The organism is Nannocystis sp. RBIL2 (assembly GCF_026626745.1).
GTDB lineage: Bacteria > Myxococcota_A > Polyangia > Nannocystales > Nannocystaceae > Nannocystis.
The window spans coordinates 4303481-4320988 of sequence record NZ_JAPNJW010000002.1; the positions used below are offsets into that span (position 1 = coordinate 4303481).

The window sequence follows — 17508 nt, forward strand, 5'->3', positions numbered from 1 at the left end:
CGTTGCGACGGCCGCCGCAAATCGCGCCGCCGCCGAATGACAGCGTGTGGCGGCCGCGCATCGACCGGGCTCATCGGATACGCGCTCGGCAGTGGTCCCCGGGGGCCACGGGCTAGCGACCGATCGCGTCACCGCGGAACCGTTGGTTCAAGTTCGAGGCGCGCCCTTCTGCGAGCACGGCGTCAGGGACCTGTCGGAGCTCCCAGACGATTCCACACCACTCGAGGCACTTCAGGACATAAAACGTCACGTCCACCTCCCACCAGTAGAAGCCCTGGCGCGCGGCGCCCATGTAGTGATGATGATTGTTGTGCCAGCCCTCGCCGAGGGTGAAGAGCGCGATGAGCCAGTTGTTTCGACTGGTGTCCGCGGTCGCAAAGCGCCGCTTACCCACGACGTGGGCGAGCGAGTTCACCACGAAGGTCGCGTGCCAGACGAGGACGGTGCTGAGAAAGAAGCCGACGAACAGGCCGGACCACCCGAGCGCGAGCCACACGACGAGCCCGAGGCCCAGCGGTGGCACCAGCCAGTGCTTGTCGAGCCAGACGAGCTCGGGGAACCTGGCCAGATCGCGGACCCGATGGTGCGCCCGGACCTCACTGCCGCGCTCAGCCAGCCAGAGCACGTGCGAGTGCCAAAATCCGTGCTGCACCGGCGAGTGCACGTCCGGCGGCGCGTCGGCGTACTTGTGATGGTTTCGATGATGCGCGGCCCACCACAGTACGCCTTTCTGCATCGTGCTCTCGGCGACGATCGCCAGGATGCACTGGAACCACCGGCTGGTCTTGAACGTCCGGTGCGAGAAATAGCGGTGATAACCCGCCATCACGCCGAGCAGCCTGACGAAGTAGAGCACCCCACACACGATCCAGTCGATCGGCCGCGCGCCGGTCCATAGCGCGGCGAAGCAGAGCAAGTGGACCGAGATGAAAGGGACAAAACCCACCCAGTCGTAGCCCCGCTCGCGGTGCAGGGCCGGGTCCATGGATATCGACGGGAGCGCTGGAGCGAGCGTTGGCAAAGTACCCTCACTGTGCGTCACCACCGCTGCCGCGCCCGTCGTCGTTGCGTAACCACGCGTCGCCGTTGTGTCGTCGAGGTCGTCGATTCGGGGTTGTGCCGCGGGCGCCGCGGACAAAAAGAGTTGGTTGAGTCGAATCTGATTCGAAAGACAGGAACCCGCCTTTTGTAGTCACGAAGGCGGGTCTTGCGCTCGATGGAGAGCGGGCGCCAGACCCGCGTCTGCGAATCGAGTGGAGCGCATCGCCGCGGGCGCAGCGGTCCCGCGCGGCGTCCGCTGCACGCCTCGCGGCGGGCGCGAGCCGCTCACCGGAGCGCGCTCGGCCGGTTCTCCATCATGATCATGACGATGACTGCCGACCGACCCGTGGCGCCTGCCTCCCGCGAAGAGGCAGCAGTTCGCCTGCTCGCGCAACAGACCTTCAGCCGGGTCGCCGGTGCGCCCTTGATCGAGGGCAACGCCGTCGAGCTGCTGATCGACGGCCGGGCCAACTTCGACGCCTGGCTGGCGGCCATTCGCGGGGCGCGCACGTCGATCCTCCTGGAGAATTACATCTTTGACGACGATGCGTTGTGCCGTGAGTTCCGCGATGCGCTGGCCGAACGCGCGGCGGCGGGCGTCCGAGTGTGCGTGATCCGCGACTGGCTGGGATGCCTCGGCAAATCACGGGACCACATCTGGAGGGCGCTGCGCATGGTCGGCGGCGAGGTCCGCACGTACAACCCGTTCAGCGTCGCCAGTCCGTTCGGATGGGTGTCCCGTGATCATCGCAAGCTGCTGGTCGTCGACTCCGAGGTCGGCTTCGTCTCGGGGGTGTGCATCAGCAAGGAGTGGCTCGGCGATCCGGCGCGCGGCACGGCGGCCTGGCGGGACACCGGGATCGCCCTGCGCGGGCCGGCGGTCCGCGACCTCGCGGTGGCCTTCGCCGACAACTGGGCGAGCCTCGGCGACAGGCTGCCCGCTCGGTTGTCGATCCTCTGCGAGACGCCGCCGATCGCGGGCGACACCGCCGTGCGCGTGGTGGCGACATTACCGAGCACCGCCGGGCTCTATCGCCTCGATCAGATGCTCACGGCCCTGGCCCGGCGGACGCTGTGGCTGACGGACGCATACTTCATCGGCACTTCACCGTACGTGCAGGGGCTCGCGGCCGCCGCACGCGACGGCGTGGACGTGCGCCTGCTGGTGCCGGGCTCGAGCGACCTGCCGGTCGTCGGCGCGCTGTCACGCACGGGCTATCGCTCGCTGCTCGCGGCCGGGGTCCGCGTCTACGAGTGGAATGGGCCGATGCTTCACGCGAAGTCGGCGGTGGTCGACGGCCGCTGGGCGCGGGTCGGCTCGAGCAACCTCAACATCGCCAGCTGGATGGGGAACTGCGAGCTCGACGTGGCGTTCGAGGACGAGGCGTTCGCGCGGCGCATGGAGGCGCAGTACGAGGAGGACCTCCGCGGGGCGACCGAGGTCGTGCTCCGTTCGCGCCGCCGCGGTCAGGCCAAAGGGTCCGGGCCGAGCGCGGGGTCTGGAGGCGCCGCCGCGGGCGCCTTGCGCCTGGCGAATACTGTGGGCGCCGCGATCACGAACCGTCGGGTCCTCGGGAGCTCGGAGGCGGGGATCTTGCTCGGGGGGGCGTTGGTGCTGTTGGCCACCGCGGGGGTCGCCCTTTACTGGCCGCGGGCGCTGGCCTGGCCGCTCGCCGCACTCGCGCTGTGGTCGGCATTCGGCGTGATCGTCAGATACATCGGCGTCGTCCGCAGGGCGAGATCGCGGCGGCGCGCGGCGCCCGCGCCGGCTCGAACGAAGTCACAGTAGAGCAGGCACTGCACCATCAACGTCGCCGAAACGAGCTCGCTTGTGCCGACAGCCGAATCCGCTGCATCGTCATCGCATGAGCCGGGACAATCCGTCTCGTGCCGCCATGAGCTCCGCCATCGCGTTGCGCAGCCGCTCCCCCACAATCTGCTTCTCGGCCCGCTCCGTAACGACGAGTTCGGCCATCGCAACCGTCAACTCGCCCTCGGCGACCGTCATCCTCTCCTCGGCGGCGGCGAGCCTGTACCTGCGTCGAATCTTGCCGAACATGACCTGACTTTCGTAGGCCGTCAGTAGCGGCCTATGCGACGCCTTGCAAACTCCGCCGCAAGCAGGGCCCGGCCGTGCTGGGCTTCCCGCAGGCGCCGAGCGCTTCGCCGGCTCTCCGGCGGAGGTTTACTGGCCCACAACGAGGCCCATGCCCGCATGAGCACGCGGATGAAAAAATTCCACATCGTTCGTCCCGTTCGACCGCTTCGCCGCAGCGGTCTCAAGGCCGCGAGTCATGCGAATTTTGGCGGGATAGGATGGAAAGTCAAACTCCAAAGCTCGCGCGGCGCTCCCGCCAGCGGTGAACTGCATGAAATCAGCCCTCTATTCACAGAATACTGGAAACCGCGCATCCTCACGACGCGAATTATCGGCTCCCTCTCGAGGGCTGGTCCCGCAGGCCGCGAAGGCCGCCCGGTCTTCTTGCGACGCTGCTGAATTCTTGACCATGGCCTCGTCCTCGCCCGCTCGCGCCGATGCCCCTCTGCGGGCGGACTCGAGGCGTCGTCGCGGCCCCTCCGGGTCGGCGCGCCGACCAGGCGTGCCTCAAGGCTCCGGGTCGGCGTGAGCCTGCCGAGGGTCAGCGCAAATCGAGCCGCGGCGCGTGCACGAGCGGGGAGTCATGGATGATTCGCGCGAGCACTTCGGGGTCGACTGGCTTGATCAAATGCAGATCGAAGCCGGCCTTCTTGACATTCTCCGTGTCCGATGCGAGGCCGTGACCGGTCATGGCGATGATGAGGGCGCCTGCCGTCGACGAGGCCGCGCGGAGGGCCCGGCACACCTGGTAGCCGTCCATGGATCCGGAGAGGCTGAGGTCGCACAGGACCACGTCGGGTGGATCTGCGAGCGCCGCTTCCACCCCCGCTGCGCCGGAGTCGGCGATCGCGGCGGTATGACCCCACAGGTCGAGCAACATGCCGAGGCTCTGGGCGGCGTCCTCGTTGTCCTCGATCACGAGCACGTGCCGCCGCTCGTCGGGGCCGCCTGGGAGCTCCGGCGCGTCCGCTTCCGCGGCGGACGGAGCTGAAGCCACGAGGGGCAAACGAAGCGAGACCTCCGTACCACGACCCTGGCCCGCGCTCGTCGCCTTGACCGTGCCCCCGTGCAGCTCGACCAGCGCCTTGACGAGCGAGAGGCCGAGGCCGAGGCCGCCCCGCCCTCGTGCGAGGTGAACGTCGGACTGCGCGAAGGGCTCGAAGGCCCTGGCCAGGGTCTCGGGGTCCATGCCGACGCCGTTGTCGCTCACCCGCACGACCGCAGTGTCGCCTCGCCGCTCGAGCACGACCGAGATCCGACCGCCGGGGTCGGTGAATTTGAACGCGTTGCCGAGGATGTTGCTGATGCATTGCGACAGCCGCACCGCGTCTCCGTTGACCGGGAGAGGCTCGGGGGCGGTGAACTGCACGGAGACACCCGCGCGGGCCGCCTCGGCGCGGTGATCCTCGACCACGGTGCGGACCACGGCGACGAGGTCTTCGCGCCGCTTCTTGAGGAGGATCTTCCCGCTGGAGATCCGGGAGACGTCCAGCAGATCATCGATCAGCCGGGCCATGTGCCCGGCCTGGCGATCGACTATTTCCACCGCCCGCTGGAGCTCGGGGGTGGGGGCCGGCACGGCCCGCCGCAAATAATGAATCGCGTTGCGGATCGGCGCGAGCGGGTTTCGCAGCTCGTGGCCCAGCAGCGCGAGGAACTCGGTCTTCTTCCGATCCGCCGCGTTGACCTCGTGGAAGCGCTTCTGGCTCTCGCGGAGGGCCTGTCGGTCGCGCGCGTGCTCGGTGATGTCGCGCGCGATCCACGAGACCGCGGCCCGGCTGCCCTGGGTGTCGGCGATGGGCGATAGACTCGCCAGCACCCGCACCGGCGAACCGTCTTTTCGCTGCAAGAACGCCTCGATCGGCGGACTGCGCTCACCGCGGAGGGCCGCGGCGAAGGCCGAGCCGAACGGCGACGATTCGCCGGGGGCGACGAGGAAGCCGAGCGGTCTCCCGGTGGCTTCCTTCGCAGTGTGACCGAACATCAGCTCGGCGCCGTGGTTCCAGGTCACGATCGCAGCGCGGTCATCGAGCGCCAGGATGGCGTCGTGGGACGACTCCACGATCGCCGCGAGCCGGCGCGCCGAGTCCCTGGCGGACTTCAAATCGGTGATGTCGACGAATGTGATGACCACGCCGATGACCACGTTGTCGGTCGTTCGGTAGGGCTGGATCCGCTGCAGGTACCAGACATCCGTATCCAGCAGGTGGACCTCGCGTTGCATCGTGGACTGGGTCTGCAGCACTCGCTCGGCGTCCGCGACGAGGTCACCGCCGGCGAACTTCGGGACGATGTCGGTGATGTCGCGCCCGACGTCGCTGTCGATCAGGCGAAACAGTTGGCTCGCCTCGGGCGAGAAGCGCTTGATGGTGAGGTCGCCGGCCAGGAACACGGTGGCGATCCGGCTGCTGACGAACAGGTTTTGCAGGTCGCTGTTGGCCTTGTCGAGCTCCTGGAGCTTGCGGCTCAGCTCGGCGTTGACGGTATGGAGCTCCTCGTTGATCGATTGCAGCTCCTCCTTCGAGGTCTGGAGCTCTTCGTTGGACGACTGGAGCTCCTCGTTGGACGATTGCAGCTCCTCGTTGGTCGACTTCAGCTCCTCGTTCGCGACCTCGAGCTCTTCGACCGCCGTCTGCAGGTTCTCCCGCGTGCTGCGCAGCTCGGTCTCCAGCGCCACGGCGTGCGCTTCGCCGATCGCGGGGGCGCGGCCCTCGGCCTCCGCCTGTTCGGGGCTCAGGGAGGTGCCTGCCTCGTAAAAGATCACGGCGTACAGATCGGAGTCCGCGCCGAGCTCGAGGAGCGGCCGGACGACGATGTCGACCGGCTGAACGCGGCCGTCGACGGGGAGCGAGACTCCGCGCTGGATCCGCTCCTGGCGCTTGCTGGTGGCCTCGCGCAGCAGCACGTGCAGGTGCGGCCGGAGCTCCTTGCTGGCCATCTCGAGCACGTTCATCCCCGCCGCGCCCGGCGCGAGCTCGAGGAACTTCCGCGTCTGCCCCGAGACGAACACGATCCCGCCGTTGCCGCGGACGATGACGGCGGGGGGCGCATAGACGGCGAGGATGAAGCGCTCGAGCGTTCGGGTGAGGTTCTGATCCCGGGCCGCCGGCTCGTGGCCCTGCGGCGCCACGGCGAGCCGACGACCGGGCAGGCCGAGTCCCCCGACCGGAAACTTGACGGCGACCTTCGCCTCCTTCCGCTGGAAGATCCGTTGCTTCGCATCGACGGCGGTGAACAGTTCGGGGTGGGCCGTGACGTTCTCGGACGGTCCGAGCAAAAGGAAGCCGCCCGGGCGGAGACCGTAGTGGAACAACGGAAAGACGGTCCGCTGGAGGTCGCTCTCGAGGTAGATCAGCACGTTCCGGCACGAGATCAGGTCGAGCCGTGAAAACGGTGGATCGCTGATGATGCTGTGCGTCGAGAAGACGCACATGTCCCGGATCTCCTTGCGGACCTGCCAGCCCCCGTTCGGTCGGGGCGCGAAGAAGCGTTCGAGCCGCTCCGGGGAGACCCGGTCCGCGATCGTCTCCGGGTATCGCCCGGCGCGCGCCACCTCCAGCGCTTCGTCGTCGATGTCGGTGGCGAAGATCTTGGCGCCGAGGGCCGCCGTCTGCGGCGCCTCCGCCAGGAGCATGGCGATCGAGTAGGCTTCCTCGCCGGTGGCGCAGCCGGGGACCCACACCCGCACGAGGTCGTCGGCCGCCCTGTCCGCGAGGATCCGCGGCAAGACGTCTCGAGCCAGCGCCTCGAACAGCTCGGGATCGCGGAAGAATTGGGTCACGCTGATCAGCAGGTCCTGAAACAGTCGATCGACCTCCGCCGGCGTGTTCTTCAACATGTCGACGTAATCTTCCAGCGAGCGCTGCTGGAGCACGTGTATTCGCCGCTGCACCCGTCGTTCTATCGTCGAACGCTTGTAGCGGCTGAATTCGCGGCCGGTCCTGCGGTGGATGAGCGCGCACAACTGATGCATCAGCAAGTCGTGCTCGCGCGCCTTGGTCACGTCGTGCGCGCCGTCGACCGGGCGGGCGCCGGCGTTCTGGATGCGTGCGACGTACTCCATCACCTTGGCGGGCATCGCCTCGACCGGGAGCACCCAGTCGACCTGGCCCGCGTTGATCGCGGTGCGGGGCATCGTGTTGTACTTCGCGGAAGAGAGCTCCTGTGCCATCGCCACCCCGCCGTGCTCCTTGATCGCCTTGAGGCCGAGGCTGCCGTCGCTGCCGGTCCCGGAGAGGATGACGCCGATCGCTCGCTCCCCTCGCTCCTCCGCCAGGGAGCGGAGAAACGTGTCGATGAGGTTGGTGCGATCGTCTCGCGCTTCGAGTCGAAGCGCGCCGTGCTCGAGCGTGAGGGCCGCGTTCGGAGGGATGACGTACACGTGGTCGGGCTCGATGGGCGCTCCGTCCTCTGCCGCGCTCACCGGCAGCGCCGTCTGCTTGGCGAGCAGTTCGGGCATGAGGCTCGGGAGGTGCGGGGCGAGGTGCGAGACGACGACGAAGGCCACGCCTGGCTCGGGCGGCACGTGGGCGAACAATTGCTCCAAAGCCTCCAGGCCGCCGGCGGAGGCGCCGATACCGACGACGGGGACGAGAGCCGAGCGTTCCTCCGAACTGCCGGGGCGAATAGAGGTCGGCACGTGCACTTCCTCGAGGGGTCAGTCGTCTGCGTGCAGCAGAGCAACCCGATCGCATAGCACGCGGATGTCCCCCGACGCAATCCAAAGAGCTGGCCACGGCCCAGGCCGCTTTCGCGTGCAAGCCCCGTGGACAGGGGTGCAACCGCAACAAAGACGCGAAGGCGGGGCTCACACGCCCCAGGCGAAAAAAAACGCTCTGCTCGAGTCGACGAAGACGTGGCGTCACTGGCACGCCGCAGACTGTTCCGGTCGCTCAGGACCTTTCCGCGCCGTCCGGTTCGCCGACCCTGCGCTCGACGAGCGGCTCCTCGCGCGGTCAGCTTGACGAGCTCCACCGTCGCCACCGGCGCCAGCGAGCAGCCGAGCACCAGCGCCCAGTCGACGCCCTGGAGCGGGACGGTGCACAAGACGACCTGCCGGGCCTGATGTTCGAGCCACTCGTGTGCATGCCGTGCGCGGCCGACTGCCACCCCGGCACCATCGACGACGTCCTGCCGCTGTCGGAGACCTACGCCAGCCTGATGACGCTGTGGTTCTACCGCGCGCTCTACCCCGGGGCCGGCCAGGCCGACTCGTGCGCGACGCCGACGCGGCTCAGCCTCGGCGAGAACCGCGACCCGCACGACGCCGCGTGTCGATTCAGCAGCCGCCCGCGCGAATCGTACGATCGCGGCGCAGGCCGGCCGGGAGGGTCGCCTCGTCGAACGTGTCGGTCGTGCGACACTCGGCCACGTCGGCGGGCTGCTCGCCGCGACCGCAGCGCCCGCACTCGATCGCCGCGCCGACCCGGGCCTCCCGCGCCGCCGCGTCGGCGAGCCACGGGTAGTCGGACAGCGGCGGGCGGTGCCGGACGTGCCGACGGTGCCCGCAAGCGAGGCGGACGATCCACTCGCCGGCGGCGTCGCGCTCGAAGCCGAGGATCCGCCGCGGGACGGCGAGGCCCGCGTCACCTTGAGTATGGGTCGGGTCGGTCACGGCGTCAGTCTACCGCGGACCGCGGCGACGCCGGCAGGACCTCGAGGTCGACGAGGATCTGCCGCAGCTCCGCGACGCGCTCGGGTTCCAGCGGCCGGAGCGGCGCCCGCAGCGGCCCCACGCGCGTGCCGCACAGCTCGAGCGCCGCCGCGATCGCGCGCGGCAGGCCGTGGGCGACGATGAATTGTAAAAAGGGCAGCTGGCGGTAGAACGAGCGCCGCGCACCGTCGAGGTCGCCGCGCATCACTGCCTCGTACAGCTCGACGTTGAGGCGCGGGATCACGTGCGGGGCGGCGGTACACCAGCCGCGCGCGCCGGCGGCCAGGGCCGCGAGCGCGAGCGGGTTGCTGCCGTTGTAGAACGCGACGTCCTCGCCGCACAGCTGCACGAGGCGGTGCATGCGGTGCACGTCGCCGGTGCTCTCCTTGACCATGGTGACGTTGGGGATCTGCAGCAACCTGGCGATCGTGTCGGGGCCGAGATCGAGGCCGCCGGTGGCCGGGTTGTTGTACAGCGCGATCGGGATCGAGATGGCCTTCGCGACGCTGTCGAAGTGAGCCACGATCTCTGCGTCGGTGAGCTTCCAGTAGCTCATCGGGATGATCATCACCGCGGTGGCGCCGACCTGCTCGGCGTGGCGAGCGTGATGCACTGTCCGCTCGGTGGTGAGGGCCGAGACGCCGACCAGAGTCGGCACGCGCCCTGCTACCCGCTTGACCACAGTCTCGGCGACCGCCTCGCGCTCGTCGTCGGACAGGTACGGCAGCACGCCGGTGCTGCCGAGCGGGGCGAGCGCATGCACGCCAGCGGCCAGCATGTCGTCGACGATCCGCGCGAGCAGCGGCTCGTCGACACGACCGCCGTCGGTGAACGGAGTGATGGGATACGCGATGATCCCCCGCAGCGGCGCGTTCATCGGCCACCTCCACCGGTCTCGTGGTTGGCGTCGAACAGCTGGTCGCCGCGATCGGGCACCTCCTCGCGCAGGGCCACGCCGCCCATGTTCTGCAGCATCGGCGCGTTCTCGCAGGCGAGATAGCGCGCCCGGCCGCTGCCGGTGTTGACGTGGTTGTGCCAGGCCCACACGGGCACGTACACCGCGTCACCCTGCCGCCAGTCGACGCGCCGGCCGCCGACGTACGAATAGCCCTCGCCCTCGAGGATGTAGAGGAGAGTCTCGTAGGTGTGACGGTGGCGGTTGGAGGATTGCCCCGGGTCGAGCCAGCCGATCGTCATGCTGATCGCGTGTGACGGCAGGTCGACGAAGAACACCGGGTGCTTCCTCGCCTTCGAGTAATCGCCGTGCTGCCCGGCCGCCTCGACGGCGGGGTGGCCCAGCCGCTCGGGCATCACGACCCGCGGCCGGGGCGGGGTCTTGTCGAAGTCTGCCGAATGGAACCTCTGCGTCATGATCGCTCCGCTTTCTTGGCCGGCGCCGCCGGCTTGCACGGAGAAAGAGATAGCGCCACACTGGACCCGTGGGAGGAGCCAGAATGAACATATCGAGGGGTCCAGATCGCCGCCCGTGGCGCTTCGACCTCGCGCTCGACCCGGCCGCCGCGGTGCCGCGGCAGACGCAGCTGGCGCGCGCTCTGGTGGCGGAGATCCAGCGCGGACGGCTGGCGCCCGGGGCGTTCCTGCCGGGCAGCCGCACTCTGGCGGCCCAGGTCGGCGTCAACCGCAAGGTGGTGGTCGCGGCGGTCGACGAGTTGGTCGCGCAGGGGTGGCTGGAGGCGCTGCCGGCCCGGGGGATCCGGGTGGCAATGAATCTGCCGCGCTCTCCGGTCGGCGACGTGCAGTCGCGCCGCGAAGAGGCCCCGCGGATCGTCGAGCGCGAGCCGGCGCTGCTCCGCATCGGCGACGGCGTCCCCGACGCCCGCATCGCCCCGGTGGACGCGCTCGCGCGGGCGCAGCGCCGGGCGCTCCGGGCCCACGTGCGCGCGGCAGGGCAAGGCTACGGCGACCCGGCCGGCGACCCCGTGCTGCGCGAGGTGCTGGCCGGCTTCGTCAATCAGGCCCGCGGCCTGTCGTGCTCGCGCGACGAGGTGGTCCTGACCCACGGCAGCCAGGGCGCGCTCAGCCTGTTCGCGCTCGCGCTGCTGAAGCCCGGCGACGTCGTCGCGGTCGAGCACCCGGGCTATGCGCCGGCGTGGCGGGCGTTCGAGCTGGCCGGGGCCGCGGTGGTCCACGTCGAGGTCGACGCGCACGGGCTCCGCACCGACCTGCTCGAGGCCGCGGCCAGGAAGCTGCGCGGGCGGCTGAAGGCGGTCTACGTCACCCCGCATCACCAGTATCCGACGACCGTCGCGCTGGCCCCGGAGCGGCGCATGCATCTGCGGCGGATCTGCGAGCAGTACGGCGCGGTCATCGTCGAGGACGACTACGATTACGAGTACCACTTCGACGGCACCCCGCTCCTGCCGCTGTCCGCCACCGCCGCACCAGATGGCCCGCCCTTCGTCTACGTCGCCTCGCTGTCGAAGCTGCTGGCCCCGGCCGTGCGGCTCGGCTACGTCATCGCCGCGCCGGCGATCGTCGCGCGCCTGCGGGCGACCCGCGAGAGCCTCGATCGTCAGGGCGACGTCGTGCTCGAGCGCGCCATCGCCGAGCTGATCGAGGACGGCGAGCTGCAGCGCCACGCCCGGCGCGCGCGGCAGCTCTACGCGCAGCGCCGGGACCTGCTCCTGCAGCGCTTCGCGGCCAGCCCGACGCTGGCGGCCAGCTTCGCGTGCGAGCGCCCGAGCGGCGGCCTCGCGCTGTGGGTCCGGATGAACAGTCCTGCCGCCGTCGACCAGCTGGTCACGCGAGCGCGGCGGGAGAACCTCGTGCTCGCCCCCGGCTCGGTCCACCTCGCGCGCGGCGAGGTCGCGGCGTTTCGCTTCGGCTTCGCCGCGCACACGCCCGAGGAGCTGACTGCGATCTGCGAGCTCCTCGAGCGATGCCTGTCGCGCCGCCTGCAAAAGGGGCGGTGAGCCGCGGGGCGCTCACGGGGACGCCGAGGTGGTGCGAGAAATGCTTCGCCGCGCTGCCAGCGCCACCTGCGGGCCGCTCACGGGGACGCCGGCGGGCTCTCGGCCGGGGCGGGTGCGAGGACCGTGCGGAACGCTCGCAGCGCCGCGCCGTGGAAGATCGTGCTGTGGTGCTCGTCGGGCATCGGCGCGTAGTGCCAGCGCACCCCCGGCGCGTCGACCTGGCGCAGCGCGTCGGCGACGACCTGCGCGTGGCGCTGCATGTCCGGCTCGTCGGAGGTCGCCAGGAAGAGCGTCCGCGGCGGCTGCCCCGGCTGCTGCAGGCGAGCGGCGGCCTGCTGCGGGAGCGACCCGCGATCCCACCACGCGCTCGGGTCGATGGCGATGTACGTGTCGAACAGCGCGGGCTCGACGAAGAACGTCTCGAGCACGAACAGCCCGGCCAGCGACTCGCCGACGATCGCGGTCTCCTCCGTGACGCGGTAGCGCTGGCGGATCTCCGGCATCAGCTCCTCGCGGAGGAACCGGCGGAACGCGGCCGAACCGCCGACGCGCGGGGCGATCTTTCGATCCTCCGGGTCGTTCGTCGGACCGGTCAGGTCGCGCCGGCGCTCGGTGTTCTCGATGCCCACCACCAGGAACGGCCGCATCGTGCCGTTGGCCGTCGAGACCTGGACGATCCCGGTGATGTGGTGAAAGTCTTCCTTCATGCCGCCGTCGGGCATGTAGAGCACCGGCAGCGGCGTGTCGTCTGCTTCATGGCCGGGCGGCGTGTAGATATTGATCCGTCGCGTCTCGCCCAGCACCCGCGAGTCGATCGTGATCGAGCGGCCGAAAGCCAGCTCCGCCGGGGCCGCAGTCGCCGGCGCTGGCGCGGCCGCGCAGCCGCACAGCAGCAGGCATGCGAGCGAGACCGTGCGGGTGCAGCGATGCATGCGAGGCCGAGGGCGCCGGGGACCAGACCACGGAACCTGCGCGGGGGTCAAGCCGGAGGCCGCCGCTGGGCAGTGGAGGCCTCGAGGGCCGCGCCCGCGCCCCAAGTCGTGTCGCACTCGGCGACCTTGCCGACCATCTCGCACGGGTATGCGTCGCCGGCCGGGCACTTCGCGGGGAAAGGACCAGGACACTCGGCGTCGCAGTTCGAGAAGCCCCACAGCGGATCGCCCTTGACGACCATAATGTGGTCGTCGAAGTTGACGAACTTGGTCTGGATCTTCTCGTCCACGGTGGCGCGGCAGCCGATGGGGGAGTCTCGTCAATTGGATTGCGGACGACGCGCAGCTCAAGGAACGCGGGCGGGGAAAACCTTAGGAGCGCATCAGCCGTGAACCCCGAGCGATTCCGCTGTGCAGCAGCTCACGGAATACGATGTTCTACACCGACTTTTGCCGCGCTTCGCCGATCGTAGACTGGTGGGCGGAGAGTAGAATTATACGTCGCACCATTCGCTCCATCGGATCGATGTTCCACCTGTGGTCGACGAACGAGCGTACTGCAAATCGGAAAAGGACTGAGAACACCATGCGAAGAACTCATCGAGTATCTGCATTCATTATCACGCTCTGCCTCGCCCCGGCGCTGGCGCTGGCGCGCGGACCCGACTTCGATCGCGACGGGTACGACGACCTGGCCATCGGGGCGTTGGGGGAGAAGATCGGCACCACCTTGACGGATGCCGGCCTGGTCAACGTGCTGTACGGCAGCTCGCTCGGGCTCGACGATCCGGCCACGCGCATGACGGCGATCTGGCAGGACGTCACCGACGTCGAGGACGACTCGGCGATCAACGAGTGGTTCGGCTCCGCGCTGGCCTGGGGCGACTTCAACGGCGATTGCTTTGACGACCTCGTCATTGGGGTGCCCGGGCAGACGGTGGGCGCGGCGACCCAGGCGGGGGCCCTGCACGTGTTCTACGGCTCCAGCACCGGGCTGCGCAAGTTCGACGATCACGTGCTGACGCGCGCGAGCGCGGGGGTCCCGGGCGCTCCGGCGGACAGCATGTACTTCGGCCGCGCCCTTGCGGCCGGCGACTTCAACGGCGACGGACGCGACGACATCGCCGCGGGCTACATGGACGACCCCGGGGTGATGATCATCTACGGCGGCAACACCGGGCTGAACGGGACGAACGGCCCCGGCGCGCACACCTTCGTGGGCACGGCCAATCACCAGGGCTTCGGCTTCGGGCCGTTCGCCGCGGGCGACTTCAACTGCGACGGCCACGAGGATCTGGCGATCGGGGACATCAGCTACCTCATCGGCACCGACGAGGTCGGCCGCGTGGACATCATCTACGGGTCGAGCAGCGGACTGTCGACGTCGGCGGGCCCTGGCGCAGAGTACTTGCTCAACCACGCCGGGCCGACCGACGGCGACGTATTCGGGAGCTCGCTGGCGGTCGGGAACTTCAACGGCGACAGCGCGAACGGGCACGAGTGCCAGGACCTCGCCATCGGCCTCCCGCAGGTGGGGATCGGGCTGGCGTCGGGCGCGGTCGCCGTGTTCTACGGAACGGCGGCCAGCGGGGTCCAGTCGTCGTCTCCGGCGGACGATTACATCGACGCGGGCTGGGGCTCGCTGCAGACCGTGGGAGCGTTGGCCGCCTTCGGATGGTCGGTGGCCGCGTCGTACGCCGACAACGACGGGTACGCGGATCTGCTCGTCGGTGACATGAGCGAGAACGCCCACGGGGCGGTTCATGTCATTCGAGGGTCCGCGAGCGGCCTGACCGACGTGAACAACAAGGTGTGGGATCAATCGACGCCGAACGTGCCGGGCACCCCGGAGGTCGTCGACGGGTTCGGTTACCTGCTCGCGTGCGGGGACTTCGACGGCGCTGGCGCCGAGGACGTAGCGATCTACGTGTCGAATGAGCTCGCCACGGCTCCGGACCAGGGCGTGGTACAGGTGCTGTACCTCTCGAGTGCGAGCGCGCCGACGATCGTGTCTGGCGAGGAATGGCAGCAGAGCGACATCGGCTCGCTGGCGACCGAGCCCGAGGACTACTTCGGCGGCGTGATGGCGGCGTCGCGCCCGATCCGCAGGAAAGCACCGGCCGAGTGCCTCATGTGAGCACTGCGGGGGCAGGCGCCCGCGCTGGCGGACGGCTGCCTCGGGTGCGCTCGTGACGCTCGCGGCAGGTATCACGACAGCCGGGTTCTGCTTCATGCCCAAAACGCTCGCAAGGCGACACGCGTGGAGCTGTTCAAGAGTCACGCTGGCGTCGACTTGCGACCCCAGCGCTTGCTGATCGCCCACCCCGGCGCGAACAGACCACCCGAACGCTGCGGCTCCGGTCGCCAGGTGGCGCCACGCGTTCTCGAGGTCTACAGCCGCGACCAACTCGGGCAAATGATCGCCTACCTCGAGACCGAGGAGGGAGCCGAGGATCATTTGCTCGCTCTCCTGCTCGTCTACAGCGGGCCGCGGATCGGCGAGGCGGTCGGGCTGCACTGATCCGACGTCGGCCTCGCCGGCGGGACCATGAAGATCTTTCGCAACATGATGAAGGGCACCATGCAGGACGCGCCGAAGGGCGTGGTCGGCACCATCGCCCTGCATTCCGTCTTGCGCGAGGCGCTGCGCGACTATCAGAAGCGCCGAAGCGGCGAGCGGATCCTCAAGGTCAAGGACCGAGCCGCAGGCAAGCGGGTACGGAAGTGGCAGAGGAAGATCGGCGGGGCCGTCTACGGCCCGCACCGGATCCGTCACTCGGTCCTCACGCACAGGGCCACTCGGACCTCGAGATGACGCTGCGCTACTCCATCCACCTGAACAAGGCCGCGCTCACCGCCGGGGCCGTCGCCGCCCTGGACTTCACGCCCGCCCCGCTCAAGCACCCGGCGAAGCGGACGAACTTCACCCTCGCGCCGCCGAGTGGTACCCCGCTGGCAACTAGCGGCAACGCCGCCCGAAACTAGCTCATACGCGAGAATTGGGCCCGATCAGGATCCCCGCCTGCGTCCCACTCCGCCGCTCCGTGCCGCCTGCGGAGAGCGTCGCCGGCCCCGCTCGTCGCCGCGCGAGAGGTCCACGGCCTGGCGGCGAGAGCGTCGCTACCGACAGCGGACAGCAGCTTGCGCAGGTTGTGAGCCGTGCAGACGAGGCGTCATTCGAGCTGCACCTGCTTCGTGCCGCGCATGAAGTAGCGGGCGAAGCATGTGTCCGCGCTTGACCAGTCCGGCGACCGCCACGGCCGGAGAACCTGGCCGAAGAGACCGCGAGGAGCGGCTGCCGGATCCCCGCCGCACGCATCGCCTTCGCCCCCGGAACTCCCTAGGAGGGCAAATCGATGCCGCGGCCGGGACACGTAGCGACGTCCTCGCGCCGGAATCTCGACGAGGACAAATCAGCGACCCACGAGCGACGCCCCCAGCGCGAAGGTTGCGCGAAAGCCCGCTCGCCGCTCTGGAGCCGCTCGCTCCACGCGACATTCTCGCCTGCGCAAAGGCCGACGGCGGCGCGCGGCGCGGAACCCGAGGCGAGCGCCCGTCAAGCGCATTCGTCGGCACGACGCGCTCTTGCCAGACGCGACATGCCCGCCGTCTGGAGGGCGATGTCCTCTCGCCGGGGTCAGCCCGATGCGAGCGCCCGTCATGCCGACCAATCGACGTCGCCCTTCTCTTCACTACAGCTCCTGCGGGCGTCGCGGCTCACCGACGCGGCGATCTCGCGGCGAAGGTCGGGACAATTCGTCACTGGCCACATGGCGCTCAGGACAGCGAGTGACTTCAGCACAGCCGCGAAATTCACGACAGGCGCCGGCCTCCTCGCCATCTGCGAGCGTGGCTGGGGACAAGCGCGGGCCCCTGGGGCTCCCGCCTCGTTGTCCCATGGGACTTGGGCCCGGCGAGGCGGGCGGGGGCCGCGATTCGGCCCCGACTCGAGTGGCACGCCGGTTGCTGAAGCGAGGCAGTGGCCGACCGCCGGCGACAGGGTGTCCTGTTGCGATCGAGGACTGCGACATGGTGCGCCGAACACCCCGGAAATCGACCGTCGCTCGCCGCCTCGGCGTGCCCCCGATCGCACAGGCCTGCGTCGAACCTCACGTCGATTTATCCGGCGCCTGCGAGGAGCCGTCGTATGATGAATCGGAGCTGCCCCTCGTATTCACCCCGCGCCTGGGCGAATACGGGGTGGGCGTCCGTCCCACGGCTCGAATGTGCGGAGTTCGAATCGGAGGCGACCCGAGGGTTCATTCATGCCAGCGCAGCCGCGCCCGATCGGCGGGGGGCCGCGCCGGCCCGCTCGCGCCGGCGCGGCGGAGACATCACGACTCACTTCGATAGACACGCATCGCGCCGCTCGAGCGCCGCGACGGGCGTCCGCGACTCATGAGCGCGCCCGCCTCGCGGCCGCGCTGCCTTGGTGCACCTCACGACAACGACTACCATGATTGAACCGACGATTGCACCGATCTCGCTGGAGCAGGAGCGGATGTGGCTCCTCGCCCGACTGCACGGCTCCGTGCCCGCCTTCCACGAGCGCGGCGGCGCCTGGCTCGACGGCGACGTCGAGCCGGCGCGGCTGCGCGAGGCCGTCGCCCAGATCGCCGCGCGTCACGAGGTGCTGCGGACCACCATCGGCGAGCGCGACGGCCGGCCGGTGCAGCGGGTGTCGGCCGCGACGGAGCTGCCGCTCCGCGTCGTCGCGCTGGGCACCGACCTCGATCCCGCCAGCGACCGCGACGCCCTCGCCGCCGCCGCCGACGAGGCCGCGGTCCCCTTCGATCTCGAGCGCGGCCCGCTGTTCCGGATCACCCTCTCGCCGAGCTGTTCGCCGCCTGT

The 17508-nt window shown here is 69.6% G+C and carries 14 protein-coding genes and 1 pseudogene; 7 read left to right on the forward strand and 8 right to left on the reverse strand.

Features of this window, described 5'->3' with window-relative positions; translation table 11 throughout:
• Window positions 1–112 precede the first annotated feature (112 nt).
• Complete coding sequence (locus OV090_RS42020) at window positions 113–985, reverse strand: acyl-CoA desaturase (RefSeq protein ID WP_267710518.1); 873 nt, start codon at window positions 983–985, stop codon at window positions 113–115.
• Window positions 986–1369: 384 nt separating this feature from the next.
• Between OV090_RS42020 and OV090_RS42025 the strand changes: the two genes are divergently transcribed.
• A complete protein-coding gene (locus OV090_RS42025; RefSeq protein ID WP_267710519.1) occupies window positions 1370–2830 on the forward strand; it encodes a phospholipase D-like domain-containing protein in 1461 nt (486 codons plus the stop codon).
• Window positions 2831–2899: 69 nt separating this feature from the next.
• Here OV090_RS42025 and OV090_RS42030 read toward each other — a convergent pair whose 3' ends face one another.
• The 5 genes from OV090_RS42030 to OV090_RS42050 form a co-directional block, all read right to left on the reverse strand.
• Entirely contained in the window at window positions 2900–3100 is a 201-nt protein-coding gene (locus tag OV090_RS42030) for a hypothetical protein (protein ID WP_267710520.1), read from the reverse strand.
• A gap of 580 nt (window positions 3101–3680) precedes the next feature.
• On the reverse strand, window positions 3681–7778 hold the full coding sequence (locus tag OV090_RS42035; protein ID WP_267710521.1) for a chemotaxis protein CheB: 4098 nt from the start codon (window positions 7776–7778) through the stop codon (window positions 3681–3683).
• 639 nt (window positions 7779–8417) lie between these two features.
• The gene (locus OV090_RS42040) at window positions 8418–8753 is read right to left on the reverse strand and encodes a DUF3565 domain-containing protein (protein ID WP_267710522.1); all 336 of its coding nucleotides are present in this window, start codon (window positions 8751–8753) and stop codon (window positions 8418–8420) included.
• Between the two features lie 4 nt (window positions 8754–8757).
• Window positions 8758–9669, reverse strand: coding sequence for a dihydrodipicolinate synthase family protein (locus OV090_RS42045; RefSeq protein WP_267710523.1), 912 nt, complete (start codon window positions 9667–9669; stop codon window positions 8758–8760).
• Entirely contained in the window at window positions 9666–10163 is a 498-nt protein-coding gene (locus OV090_RS42050) for a cupin domain-containing protein (RefSeq protein WP_267710524.1), read from the reverse strand. The genes OV090_RS42045 and OV090_RS42050 overlap by 4 nt, the downstream gene beginning before the upstream one ends.
• Window positions 10164–10246: 83 nt before the next feature.
• Here OV090_RS42050 and OV090_RS42055 point away from each other — a divergent pair, with 83 nt between their 5' ends.
• Window positions 10247–11725, forward strand: coding sequence for a PLP-dependent aminotransferase family protein (locus OV090_RS42055; RefSeq protein ID WP_267710525.1), 1479 nt, complete (start codon window positions 10247–10249; stop codon window positions 11723–11725).
• Between the two features lie 77 nt (window positions 11726–11802).
• Here OV090_RS42055 and OV090_RS42060 read toward each other — a convergent pair whose 3' ends face one another.
• Together OV090_RS42060 and OV090_RS42065 are read right to left on the reverse strand one after the other, a co-directional pair.
• Window positions 11803–12657: an alpha/beta hydrolase-fold protein gene (locus tag OV090_RS42060; RefSeq protein ID WP_267710526.1), complete on the reverse strand. Its 855-nt coding sequence runs from the start codon at window positions 12655–12657 to the stop codon at window positions 11803–11805.
• A 47-nt stretch (window positions 12658–12704) separates the two neighbouring features.
• Window positions 12705–12947 (reverse strand): hypothetical protein, encoded by a 243-nt coding sequence (locus OV090_RS42065; RefSeq protein WP_267710527.1) that lies wholly within the window; start codon window positions 12945–12947, stop codon window positions 12705–12707.
• A 296-nt stretch (window positions 12948–13243) separates the two neighbouring features.
• Between OV090_RS42065 and OV090_RS42070 the strand changes: the two genes are divergently transcribed.
• The 5 genes and pseudogenes from OV090_RS42070 to OV090_RS42090 all read left to right on the forward strand — a co-directional run.
• Window positions 13244–14794, forward strand: coding sequence for an FG-GAP-like repeat-containing protein (locus OV090_RS42070; protein WP_267710528.1), 1551 nt, complete (start codon window positions 13244–13246; stop codon window positions 14792–14794).
• A gap of 231 nt (window positions 14795–15025) precedes the next feature.
• A complete protein-coding gene (locus OV090_RS42075) occupies window positions 15026–15178 on the forward strand; it encodes a hypothetical protein (RefSeq protein ID WP_267710529.1) in 153 nt (50 codons plus the stop codon).
• Window positions 15179–15205: 27 nt separating this feature from the next.
• Window positions 15206–15472, forward strand: a complete 267-nt coding sequence (locus OV090_RS42080; protein ID WP_267710530.1) for a hypothetical protein — start codon at window positions 15206–15208, stop codon at window positions 15470–15472.
• Complete coding sequence (locus OV090_RS42085) at window positions 15469–15642, forward strand: hypothetical protein (RefSeq protein ID WP_267710531.1); 174 nt, start codon at window positions 15469–15471, stop codon at window positions 15640–15642. The genes OV090_RS42080 and OV090_RS42085 overlap by 4 nt, the downstream gene beginning before the upstream one ends.
• A gap of 1471 nt (window positions 15643–17113) precedes the next feature.
• Window positions 17114–17473, forward strand: a pseudogene (locus tag OV090_RS42090) (condensation domain-containing protein); the annotation flags it as partial.
• Window positions 17474–17508: the final 35 nt, after the last annotated feature.